Below are 9,973 nucleotides of genomic sequence, written 5' to 3'. Positions count from 1 at the left end.
GTTCGTCGAAATATTACGGGCGTTGGTCGTGATTGTGCTGTTGCTGGTATAATACAGCAGATTCTTGTGCAACGTTTTCCTGTTGATGGCGTCTTAATAACAAAACAACAAGAAAATTTAAAAACAAGATATTATGAAAACTCTAACTAAATCCGTAATCGCTTCTCTATTTACAGCTGTCCTTTTAAGTACTTCTGCCATGGCAACCTTTGCTGCAACGCCCATCCAAAAAACTACAGCTTACGCTGGTTTTAACAAGATCTGGGTAAGTGGAAATGTGAAGATCGTATTGACCCAGGGTGACAAAGAAGAAGTGCAGGTAGGAGATAACTTCAATTCAGAAAATACAACGATCCAAAGCCAGGGACAAACGCTATACATCAACTCGATGGAATCTGCCCAGGTTACGATCAATGTTTCGGTAAAAGACTTGCAACGGATTGAAGCTGCCGGAAGTTCAGTAGTGGTAACCAGCAATAACTTTGATGTAAAATACCTTCAGGTATTCTTAAGCCAAAGTGCAACGGCAAAGATTAAAACTACAGCCGGAAGTTTATACACGGTAGTGAATGACAATGCAGTATTGAAACTGAACGGTTCTGCAGATGAGCATACGTTGATTGCTGCCAACCTTAAAAATGCAAAACTGGATAAGTTTGTAAGCAAAAATACCACATCAGCTGTTGTAGCAATGAAAGCGGTTAAGTTAACTGCAAACGAAGCAAAATAAGACCTAGTTTTTTAGTAAAGTTGAAGAGGGCACCTGGCGAGGTTGCCCTTTTTTTTATAATTATGCTAGTCGCATTTGTCACATACTGAGTTATAACTTTATTAATTTCATGGAAAGCTATCAGACCACATTATAACTCCGTCAAATTCGACATAGTTAAAAGTGAAATTTCTCAGCAAACGAGGTAAATAAATTTATGCTTAGATTGGATTTAAGAAATTTATGAAATAATATATTGTTAAATCTATCTTATTTCAAGTATTATGACTGTTTAAATTATTGTTAATTGCATCAGTAAATTTTGATTTCATTAAGATAATTTATAGTTTTAGGAAGTAAAATAGCTAATCTATTAACCTCATTTATGAACGCTCTCATGTTACCCGGATCTTGCCCTGATTTCTCCTTACCCAATTTCCGATTCTTATTCATTTTTAACTTCATATGAAGAACTTATTATTAGGTATATGTTTTATAATGATATTTTTCATTATTATTATATGGCTATTACCCGGCACATCTGAAACTCACTGTATTTTACAACATGATTTTAATAATACTCGGTATATAGGGCTTGTTAAAAAAAAATATATCGATTTTAATGAACACTCTTATCCAATTGTTGAAATATTAAATGCCAATGATTCAATTATTCGATTGAACCTGGTATTGGAGAGAAACCAAATTTTCAACAAAATAAAAGTAGGGGATTATATAGATAAGCCTAAGGGTACAAACACTATATTTTTTATGAAACACGATAAAAAAGAACCTTTAGGGCAGGTTGATTTTGGTTGTAATTAGTGAATATATATAGAGCATATCGATCCAAGCGAGAGGTGAACTTATTTGGAAGCTATCTATGGAGCAACAATTAGAGAGGGGTCAGGTAAGTTCATGCTCCTTAATTTGATTTTATGAAATATACTTTGTTGTTGATGGTTTTATTTTTCCTTGCATGTGTTTCTTCAACCTTAACCGGAAAGGGTTATTTAAATCAAAAAGAAAGAGTCAGTGCAAAAGGTTACGAGGTTTACAAAATTGATTCAATTAATACTTACTACTTAATTTATGCAAAGAGAGGAGATTCTCTATATAAAATAGTTTCAAAAAAGAATTTCAACAGGAAATGTACCGAAATTAAGAGCGGCCTTAGCTATGATTTTAAATTGCATTCGAGTTTAAAAGGTTTTATTGGAAATATAGCAATTTCAGCGAAGCAGTTGCCACATGTAAATTGTTATAGTTATGATGATTCAACAGAGATTTGTTTAGAAAAGGATTCAATAACTGACCTGTATCATGCCGATAATATACAAGGACTATGTTATATCAAGTAATGTAATTGTTGCTGTTTTAAATGTTGATAATAAAATAATTACTATTATTATTGAAATGATGAAGGATCTAAACTTACAAAATTGAAGTAACCAATTTGGTTACTTCAATAACTGATTGTTTAATTGCATTCAAATAATATATGAAACGCAAATAATATACAGGCCAACATCAGTAACAGATGGACATAATCCTTTAAGTTGATCCTATTGTATGGCTGCCAGGAGCATTGATACACAACAAGCATGAAATACGGTAGTAAATACAACATTATTCATACGGTTGGTTCATCCGGTTAACCTCGGCATCACCCAATGCTCTGGCCGCCTCAATATACCGGTTGCACCGTACGTATAGCACATTCAGCAACAGGAAGTTCACATCGATTGCCCTCTTGGTTCGAAACTCCCTTACATCTAACATGAGCAACACATAAATTTCCTGGTCATGGTCGTCTGTTCTTGGCATAATCTTCTCAAACTCTTCGTTAATGCAATCGCAGATCGGGATCAGGTTTTCCAGATCGGTAAACTTTGGACGGTAGCCTAAGAACAGCTCAATTAGCCCCAAACAGATCTGTTCCATAGACATTACCATCTGGCAAAGGGTAACCTCTCCATTCACCTCATCAAACACTTCGCCTGCAACCGTGAAAAAGTCGTCAGCCCTTTTACAGCGGTTTTGCCATTGGATCTGGTTAAAGACTTCGTCAGATATATTTTTAACCCGTACAAGGTCTTTAAACGACTGCAGTTCCGGTTTGAAATAAATCATATCAGAGGTTTTGATCACTGTGCTAAAAAAGCGCTCGTTATTACGTAAAGCCTCAGCTACTTCCTGTGCGGTATGTACAAGGAGGGTAACACTGATTGCCGTATGTAAATCAGCAACGGCTTTCTGAATGGTATTGATCTCCCATTTAAGAACATCGGGTTCTTTGTTTCCGGCATCACTGATGACCAGTAAATACAGGTGGGTTTTTTCCTGCAGCTGTCTGTTGATTAAGAAGGTTCCTTTGCGCTGATCTGGATAAGCAACACGCTCATCAAAACAAAATATACTTTCAGCATTTAGGTGCGCGTTGATCAGGCTGATCACGGCTTCCGGGCATTTGTTTTCTAATTTTTCCATAATGAACTGTTGGTTTTTTAAGCCAGTATTATAGAATCTGAATAAGCCGGAGGGTGTTTTTAGGAAGCTGTATGCCGGGCCCGGTTTCTGGCTTCCTGTAATTAATAAAGTGTGTGAACCCCAACTTACCGAAACGAGGTCCTAGGAGACCCAAAACGAGATAAGCGAGGCCCACACACCTTATTGCATAAGACGTGCAGGCACTCATCACTTATCGTCTCGTTTCTATTGAAATTTCCTAGGTTTCGTTTCGAGATTTAAGTGCTAAATGCTTCAAAATTTTGAAGATTCGGCAAGTTATAATAAAAGCCTGTTACATAATCTGTTTATTTAATAATCTATCTTCTGCATTTTTAAATTATAAAACCAAGTTTTATGAAAATATATTTTAATTATTTTTAAAATGTCCGAAAATCGGGCGATAGCCTTAGATAAATAAACCTAAAATTGCTGGTTTAACATCCTTTTTTTGAAGTAAAAATTAATGTTAATTTTTGGGAATAAATTTCTTTGGATGATGGGCGTCGGTACTATGAATAGGATCAGTGTACGGGCAGCGTTAAGGTCATCTCCTCACATAATACACGTCTCATTCACTTCTTCTTCACAAAAAGGTACCTTTTTGTGAACTAAATGTGAACAAGGTGTGAAGGAGACGTGAATGAGACCCCTTCTCAGACCGAACGCTGACAAGCCTGTGAGCGAGCCGTAACGTTTGTCTTATTACAGAATTACTTTACAATTGTGGGGTTGATTTTTACCTATTTTGTTATAGATTAAAATTTAATTACTGATTTCATTTGACATTATCCGTGCTTTATTGAAGCAATATTTAATCTGAGCGTATTATATATTCGCAGACATCCGTCAACATATTAAAAGTTTATAGGGGCATTTTTGAGTTTTTGCTAATCAGTATGGTTCACAAAAAAGCCCGTTGCAAAATTTCTCTTGCAACGGGCAGTAAATATCTTGAATTTTATTACAAAGCAGAGTTATTGCTGTAATCTGTCCAAAGTTGATCAACAGTTTTGCCGGTATTGGCTGGCCAGAAAGCTGCTGTAGTGTAAGCACCGCTTCTCATGCTTTTATCCAGCTTAATTACAATGCCTTCATAGCCATGTTTTTCTAACCAGTAAAAGAAACGTGCAGTAACCCGGTAAGCATCTCTATAACTTTGGCTTGATGTGAAATTAGGTAAAGACCAGTTTGCTTCAGCGTTAGTTAATCCCATAGTAAATCTTACATAATCGGCTATACCTTCTGTTACCCAGCCTGCATCAGCTACTGGCGGATACGACTGGATCACGTGCATCATCTCATGGGTAACAACATCCAGATCTTTAGGGTTGTTTCTAAACCAATCAGGATCGTACCGGATTACAGAACCGCCCCATGTTGCAGCAACGCCTTTATAGCCTGGCTCTATTACAAAAATAACCTTGTCTTTAGCAGCGGGGTTATATACATCAGCCATCTTCTGATAGTTGACTTTAAAAACGTTTAAAAGTCCGGCTTTAACAGTAGCATTCAGATCACCTGTTTTATTAACAAAGGTCAGGGTGTTCTTTCCTTCAACAATTGTTTCTACAGAACTTATCGGGAAAGTCCGCTGCTTGCTGTCTGGCATTTGTATTAAGCGCCATTCTGTTAACTGGAATAGAGAACCGCCACGTATATCGGTTACATTTAACCGGTAAAATTTATAAGCCTTGGGGTTTATGAAATCATACCGTTTGGTTTGGGTACGGGTCGGAAAAAATTCATAGGCCTGAGCATTGAGTTCTACCCATGTACTTCCATCAACAGAAGCAGTGAGGGTCCAGGTTTGCGGGTCGCGATCATCAGCATCATCACCTGCAGTTAGCGTGTAAGAACCGATTTGTTTTGCAGTAGGGAACTCCATCTGCATATAAAACGTTTTAGCAAAAGAGTAAATAAGAAACTTAGTGTCTAATTTATTATCTACTAAGCTTGAAGATCCTTCTTTAGCAGTTTTTCCACCGGTGTTTTCAATATTTACAGTTAAGGTAGCCTGGCTGGTAATGTCGAGTTCTTCAACTTGAGATGTAGGAGGGTTTACAGGTGTTTCTGGCTCGTTTTTCTTTTTACTGCAGCTGGAAGCGAGGATTGCTGTGCTCAGCAAAATCATTAAGATGGATCGGCTAAATTTAAAAGCTTTCATACGATTGAATGAGGGGATTTGGTTAGGGTTAGGTAATTGGTTGATTGTATAAAAAATAAATATAGCATTTTATCTAAAACCAGTGCAAATGATTTATTAGTTAAGGAGAATATTTGTATGAACTTAATCTCTTTGGGTAGTAAATGCCAATTTAGTTGAGGGTGTTCAATTTTAAATTACTAAAGTGATAAATATTTTCAATTAATAAAGATGTATTCATTAATATTTGAGTTATATTTATTTAAGTAATTAAATCATTCACTTAAAATTGTAAAAATGAAAACTAAATTAACTCTATGTGCCGCATTAATGGTGTTCATGTTGTCAATGCCATCATTTACAAATGCAAAAGAAGTAAACAGTGTAAGCGTGAGTCAAAAGCGTACGATTATTGAATTCGGAGATTTCGAATACAATGGCAGCTGGTATTACGTTTTTGGCGATCCAAGTACAGGTGAAGTAACGTCAATTTTTTTGTTAAACGGAGGTCCGGATGTGCTGACTTTTAGTGGTACTGCAACGTATGATAGCGTACACCATTATTGGGTAGGTGACGTGTCTGGTACTTTTGTAGGCGGAGGTACATTTTCATTTCATGGTCAACTGTTATTTGCTTAATTAAATAGAATAAATGCTGTGCAATTCGGTTGTACAGCATTTATGAATATTCTCTAATCTTTGATCTGCTGCTGAATGTTATAAAAGCGCGTGCAAATAATCGGCTGTATCCTTTAGACCATTTTTCCGAAGGCTTTCCAGTACCTGGTACTCATCCATCGCCGGATTTTTCCTGTTGAGTACCATTTCTTTGAAAGCCTCAATTGCCTTTTCCTGGTTCAGATCGATAATATCGGTTAAAAAGTCATCGGCACTTTTGGCCTTTAATCCAAATGAATCAAGGTATTTGCCTGGAAAGTCCTTTAGGTTATTCGTTACAATTACGTTCGCATTTGTCCTTATTGCAGCTGCAAGTACATGACGGTCATCTTCGTCGGGCAGCTTCAAGTCTCTAATCAGGCCTTCATAATTCTTTACCAGTGCATCAGGAAAAGCAAGATTTGCCTTTTGCACCCGTTTATTGGCCTCGGTTTCGTCTACTCCCTTTCTGATCATAACTGTTTTCCACTCTTCAAAGATGTTATTGCTCCATTTGGGTGTATAAAGCTCGTAATGCGCAAACCAGAAAAGCAAATCCCGGATAACTATAGGGAAAATCACATTGGTGTCCAGAACAGCCTTGAACCTGACACTATGAATCATACAATCCAATTTCTTCGTCAAAGCCCATGATGTCGATAATATCCCTTTTCTGGTCTTTCTTCATCTTCAGCTTATAGGCCACCACATCCTCAAATTTGATCCTGCGGTGTTTGCCAATTTTTACAAAATCAATCTTCCCATCCTCCAAAAGCTTAACAAGATAAGGTCTTGAACATCCCAGTACCTCGGCGGCTTTCTGTGTGGTTACTTCAGTTGCTATCGGAACAATTGAAATCGGTTTTCCTTCGCTCATTGCCTTCAGGATGTCTGTTAAAAGTTCTAATGCCCTGAATGGGATTTTAATCCGCTCCTTAGTTTCTTCGATCTCAATTTCAGTTTCCTCCGCAGTAATATGCGACAGCGCCGAGAACAGTGCAGGGTAGGACTCGAGGGCTACTTTCTGTTCCAATTTGGATGGCCTTCGTATTTGATCCAATATCTCCATATCAATTAAGTTTTTTCAAAAATAAACGAAATAAACGAAATAAAAGAAATAGAATGTAAATAAAAATTGCCCAGTGAATATAGGTGCAGATGTTTCCGCTTGATCCGAAAGTCTGAAAAACTCACTTTAATGATGTTTGCTGCGCGACTATGTTGATTAACAAGGAATTAGGAGGATAAAAAAAATGGGCAACTTCGTATTGTTGAAGTTGCCCATTTTGGTGGGAGATACTGGGTTCGAACCAGTGACCCCCTGCTTGTAAGGCAGGTGCTCTGAACCAGCTGAGCTAATCTCCCCTTTTGGTTCTGAACCAGTGAGCCAGGCTCCTTGGTTCTACTCTTTTTGTTTCTAATAAACCAGCTGAGTTTTGCTGTTGTTTTCTTTAAGAACGTTCCCTCGTTTTGGGAATGCAAATATACAGTCTAAATTCAGTTTTGCAAAAGTTTTTTCACTTTTTTTAGGAAAGTACATCTTCTAAAACCTGATGGGATCGGATATCTCCAAAAGATGCCGTATGTAACGTATAGTAAACCAATATTTTATCAAGGATCATCCTTCTGGATTTATTGTCTAATTTTATTTCATTTATTTTTTCAAAAGGTAATGTAAACAGTGAAATAAACACTGCTGCATCAGATTTATCTAAAAAATAAGGATGGATGGGTGGAGCAGATCTAAACTCACCTTCCTGCAGATCGAAGAAACTTTGGTCGCTTTTTGTTTGTGTACTGGGAGCAAATCCTAAGAACCGGGAGAGCTTAAGCAGAAAAGCAAGATGGAAGTTTACATTTAACTCGGCATTGGCATCAAACCAGCAGATCGCATTGAAAATAAAATCAAATAAATTCTCGTCGGCCATTTGCTGCCGGATGCTTTTATACAATACCTCATTTAAGAACATGACGATAGTGCTTTTAATGATGTTGTAAGGAATGCTGCTAAAGATAGGAGATGGTCTGAGCTCTGACACCCGCTGGATGCTGGAGTTGGTTTTATGGTATACGATCATGTCTACCAGGTGCAGTGGCTGCAGCATATTCATTCTGATCTTGGCCCTTGGCTTTTTAACACCATTAATCATGTAGGATTGGATGCCAAATTTTTCAGTAAACATCTGCACAACCACACTGCTCTCGCTATACAAAGTAGTTTTTAAAACAATGCCCCTGGTTTTATGCAGCATAATTCAGGAGTTTAGGAATAAAGATAGCCAGTCCGATAATAACCGCTAAGATGGCAGCAAGTAAAACAGTAGCAGCAGCCATATCTTTGATCACTTTGGCTTTCTCGTTATAGGATGGAGAAACCAAATCTACCAGAACTTCTAACGCCGTATTAAAAAGTTCAGCAATAAATACCAGCCCTGCAGCAGCAGTAATCCAAAGCCATTCGTTTAGTGATAAATTTAAATACCATCCCAACAGGCAGGCCAGAATTAAAGCAACGGTATGGACCTTAAAATTAAGTTGTGTTCTGAATGCATAGGAGACCCCGGAAAATGCATAACCAAAGCTTTTTAAGAATTTCCGCATAGCAATTAAACAGTTATTTATAGCTGCAAAGTACGTCATGCTTTCTTACATATCCAATTGTTTGCTAATAACCATTACCTTTGCCCATTATTTACAAGAATGCCTGCAGAAAAAACTTCCCTTCATCCAAGAAACAAACACCGCTTTAGATACGATTTTCCGGAATTGATTAAAAGCCAGCCCGAACTGCAGGCCTATGTTTCAGTAAATGCATACGGTGATCAATCTATTGACTTCTCAAATCCAGAAGCGGTAAAGACATTGAATAAAGCCCTTCTCAGTCATTTCTATGAGATTTCTTATTGGGATATCCCTGCAAATTACCTGTGCCCGCCAATACCGGGCCGCGCAGATTATGTGCATTACCTGGCAGATCTATTGGCAGATGCAAATAGCGGAGTAATCCCTAAAGGGGATCATATAAAGGGATTGGATATTGGAGCAGGTGCAAATTGTGTGTACCCGATTATAGGCCACCAGGAATATGGTTGGGCCTTTGTAGGGTCTGATGTGGATGCGAAAGCAGTTAAGGCTGCAAAAGCAATTGTAGATGCAAATAAGAACCTTTCTGGTTCAATTACCTGCAGGTTGCAAGCCAATAAGCAAAACATCTTTAATGGGATAGTAAATCACGAAGAGGTATTTGACTTTACCATGTGTAATCCGCCATTCCATGCTTCGGCAGAAGAAGCACAGTATGGAACGAAAAGAAAGCTGCATAACCTGGGTAAAAATAAAGGAAAAGAACCGGTACTTAATTTCGGCGGACAAAGCACAGAGCTTTGGTATGAAGGGGGTGAAGTATCTTTTATCAGGAAAATGGCCGAAGAGAGTAAGGCTATTGGCCGCCAGTGTTTATGGTTTACCTCATTGGTGTCTAAAAGCAGTAACCTGGAATTTGTTTACCGGGCATTACAACGCGCAGAAGCATTAGAAGTTAAAACCATAGATATGGCACAGGGACAAAAGATTAGCCGTTTTGTAGCCTGGACGTTCTTATCACCCGCACAACAGCAGGAATGGGCTAAAAAAAGATGGAATCCCTAAAAAATAAGTACGCTTGCTCTTTTGTTCTTAAATGCACCTATTGGTGCTCCAGTCGTGTAATCTTTAAAATATAAGGAGTCACTTTCTTTAAAGCGTTTCTTGATCATGCAGTATAGGTGCAGGCATTTGATCCAGTTCAAAGCCGTAGCCTTGTCTTTAAGGATTTCTGGATATACAGAAACCTCGTTGCCTTCTATTTTTAACAGGTTCTTCTCTTCGAGCTCCTTTACATTTGCAATGATCTTTGCCGTTTGTGCAGCAAGATGAGCGGTATTCTGTACTTTCTTTTTGGCGTAGATCATAGA

The 9,973-nt window shown here is 37.9% G+C and carries 12 protein-coding genes and 1 tRNA gene; 5 read left to right on the top strand and 8 right to left on the bottom strand.

Going from position 1 to position 9,973, the window contains the following annotated elements:
- The first annotated feature begins 133 nt into the window (after nucleotides 1-133).
- The 3 genes from ATK78_RS18755 to ATK78_RS18745 all read left to right on the top strand — a co-directional run bounded on the left by ATK78_RS18755 (nucleotide 134) and on the right by ATK78_RS18745 (nucleotide 2,070).
- Complete coding sequence (locus tag ATK78_RS18755; RefSeq protein WP_133577650.1) at nucleotides 134-730, top strand: GIN domain-containing protein; 597 nt, start codon at nucleotides 134-136, stop codon at nucleotides 728-730.
- 444 nt (nucleotides 731-1,174) lie between these two features.
- A complete protein-coding gene (locus tag ATK78_RS18750) occupies nucleotides 1,175-1,534 on the top strand; it encodes a hypothetical protein (protein ID WP_133577649.1) in 360 nt (119 codons plus the stop codon).
- Between the two features lie 113 nt (nucleotides 1,535-1,647).
- A complete protein-coding gene (locus tag ATK78_RS18745; RefSeq protein WP_133577648.1) occupies nucleotides 1,648-2,070 on the top strand; it encodes a hypothetical protein in 423 nt (140 codons plus the stop codon).
- Between the two features lie 268 nt (nucleotides 2,071-2,338).
- Here the strand turns inward: ATK78_RS18745 and ATK78_RS18740 are convergent, their stop codons facing one another.
- Nucleotides 2,339-3,199, bottom strand: coding sequence for a hypothetical protein (locus ATK78_RS18740; RefSeq protein WP_133577647.1), 861 nt, complete (start codon nucleotides 3,197-3,199; stop codon nucleotides 2,339-2,341).
- A 982-nt stretch (nucleotides 3,200-4,181) separates the two neighbouring features.
- A complete protein-coding gene (locus tag ATK78_RS18735; protein WP_133577646.1) occupies nucleotides 4,182-5,384 on the bottom strand; it encodes a basic secretory protein-like protein in 1,203 nt (400 codons plus the stop codon).
- Nucleotides 5,385-5,660: 276 nt separating this feature from the next.
- Between ATK78_RS18735 and ATK78_RS18730 the strand changes: the two genes are divergently transcribed.
- Nucleotides 5,661-6,002, top strand: coding sequence for a hypothetical protein (locus ATK78_RS18730; protein ID WP_133577645.1), 342 nt, complete (start codon nucleotides 5,661-5,663; stop codon nucleotides 6,000-6,002).
- A gap of 78 nt (nucleotides 6,003-6,080) precedes the next feature.
- Here the strand turns inward: ATK78_RS18730 and ATK78_RS18725 are convergent, their stop codons facing one another.
- The 5 genes from ATK78_RS18725 to ATK78_RS18705 all read right to left on the bottom strand — a co-directional run bounded on the left by ATK78_RS18725 (nucleotide 6,081) and on the right by ATK78_RS18705 (nucleotide 8,621).
- On the bottom strand, nucleotides 6,081-6,644 hold the full coding sequence (locus tag ATK78_RS18725; protein WP_133577644.1) for a PIN domain-containing protein: 564 nt from the start codon (nucleotides 6,642-6,644) through the stop codon (nucleotides 6,081-6,083).
- Nucleotides 6,634-7,080 (bottom strand): helix-turn-helix domain-containing protein, encoded by a 447-nt coding sequence (locus ATK78_RS18720; RefSeq protein WP_394346950.1) that lies wholly within the window; start codon nucleotides 7,078-7,080, stop codon nucleotides 6,634-6,636. The genes ATK78_RS18725 and ATK78_RS18720 overlap by 11 nt, the downstream gene beginning before the upstream one ends.
- Nucleotides 7,081-7,307: 227 nt before the next feature.
- Nucleotides 7,308-7,385 (bottom strand) — tRNA-Val (locus tag ATK78_RS18715).
- Nucleotides 7,386-7,546: 161 nt separating this feature from the next.
- The gene (gene recO, locus ATK78_RS18710) at nucleotides 7,547-8,272 is read right to left on the bottom strand and encodes a DNA repair protein RecO (RefSeq protein WP_133577642.1); all 726 of its coding nucleotides are present in this window, start codon (nucleotides 8,270-8,272) and stop codon (nucleotides 7,547-7,549) included.
- On the bottom strand, nucleotides 8,262-8,621 hold the full coding sequence (locus ATK78_RS18705; RefSeq protein ID WP_133577641.1) for a diacylglycerol kinase family protein: 360 nt from the start codon (nucleotides 8,619-8,621) through the stop codon (nucleotides 8,262-8,264). The genes recO and ATK78_RS18705 overlap by 11 nt, the downstream gene beginning before the upstream one ends.
- Before the next feature lie 99 nt (nucleotides 8,622-8,720).
- On the opposite strand from ATK78_RS18705, the gene rlmF reads away from it, so the two are divergent.
- On the top strand, nucleotides 8,721-9,668 hold the full coding sequence (gene rlmF / locus ATK78_RS18700) for a 23S rRNA (adenine(1618)-N(6))-methyltransferase RlmF (protein ID WP_133577640.1): 948 nt from the start codon (nucleotides 8,721-8,723) through the stop codon (nucleotides 9,666-9,668).
- Here rlmF and ATK78_RS18695 read toward each other — a convergent pair.
- Nucleotides 9,665-9,970 (bottom strand): hypothetical protein, encoded by a 306-nt coding sequence (locus ATK78_RS18695; RefSeq protein WP_133577639.1) that lies wholly within the window; start codon nucleotides 9,968-9,970, stop codon nucleotides 9,665-9,667. The two genes, rlmF and ATK78_RS18695, sit on opposite strands and share 4 nt — an antisense overlap.
- Nucleotides 9,971-9,973: the final 3 nt, after the last annotated feature.

Source organism: Pedobacter metabolipauper (assembly GCF_004362715.1).
Taxonomy (GTDB): domain Bacteria; phylum Bacteroidota; class Bacteroidia; order Sphingobacteriales; family Sphingobacteriaceae; genus Pedobacter; species Pedobacter metabolipauper.
This window is presented reverse-complemented; position numbering and strand designations above follow the sequence as displayed.